The sequence below is a fragment of the Colwellia sp. D2M02 genome (genome assembly GCF_018860755.1).
GTDB classification, from domain to species: Bacteria; Pseudomonadota; Gammaproteobacteria; order Enterobacterales; family Alteromonadaceae; genus Colwellia; species Colwellia asteriadis.
Genome location: NZ_JAHKPW010000010.1, coordinates 1 through 1,222, shown reverse-complemented (window position 1 = coordinate 1,222; position 1,222 = coordinate 1). Strand labels below are relative to the sequence as shown.

1 protein-coding gene is annotated in these 1,222 nt (G+C 35.7%); it reads left to right on the top strand.

The genetic code is table 11. The annotated features are described in order from the left end of the window. Positions 1-118: 118 nt before the first annotated feature. On the top strand, positions 119-952 hold the full coding sequence (locus tag KO495_RS00890) for a protein-glutamate O-methyltransferase CheR (RefSeq protein ID WP_215978513.1): 834 nt from the start codon (positions 119-121) through the stop codon (positions 950-952). Positions 953-1,222 lie beyond the last annotated feature (270 nt).

Below are 1,222 nucleotides of genomic sequence, written 5' to 3'. Positions count from 1 at the left end.
GCTAGATAAACATTTGTTAAGCCGAGCTCAGGTTCGTTAGTTATAAATAGGTAAAGTATCGCGTCATTTGTTACGCTTAAATTGAGCTATAAAATATAGCGATAAGTAGGAATTAATAGTGCCAGAAAAACAACTTGATGAAAGAAGTTATAATCAATTTAGAGCTTTTTTAGAGCAACAGTGTGGAATTGTACTAGGTGAAAGTAAGCAGTACTTAGTGAAAAGCCGTTTAGCTCCTCTTATGGCAAAATTTGGTCTTAGTTCTTTAAGTGAATTAGTAACGCGAACGTTAGCGCCAACAGAACGGCAACTTCGTGCCGCAGTTATTGATGCGATGACAACTAACGAAACCTTATGGTTTCGAGATGACTACCCGTTTAAATTATTAAAAGATAAGCTATTGCCCGAATTTGCAGACCGAAGAACACCTGTTAAAATATGGTCTGCGGCAAGTTCATCAGGACAAGAGCCATATTCTATTGCGATGTCTGTACTCGAATATCAACAAAAAAATCCTGGCGCGTTTCCTCGTGGTGTACAAGTTATTGGTACTGATATCTCTAGTACTATGCTTGAACATTGTAAATATGGCCATTACGACAACTTAGCCTTAGCAAGGGGGTTGTCAGCAGAGCGTAAAAAGCAATTTTTTGAAGCGGGTGATAATGGCATGCTGAAAGTGAAAGATCATGTCAAAAAAATGGTCAGTTTTAGACCCTTAAACTTACTTAATAGCTATAGTTTGATGGGAAGGTTTGATATTGTTTTTTGTCGCAATGTGCTCATTTACTTCTCACCTGAAATTAAAGCGCAGATCATTAGTCAAATACATGGCGTATTGAATAATGACGGTTATTTGTTTTTAGGTGCCTCAGAGTCTTTATCAGGACTTAATCAGAACTTTTCTATGTTACGTTGCAATCCTGGTATTGTTTATCAAAAGCAACAGTAATGTGAATAGGGTACAAATTGTACCCTATTTATCAAACATCTATTTTTATTTAGCTACTTGAATCGCGCTCTTCTGAGTTAAGCTTTATTGCTGCATCACTGACCTATACATATTGTTTTTTATATACTTGTTTAGTTCTCGCTACCTTCTCCCCCCCCTGGTTACAATTTAGTTTTTAATCCTGAATAATAAATCAAACATTACTAATTAACCTGAACTCGGTTTAAGAGATATTTAACAAATTGAAATATCAGCAAAAATTACTTTTCT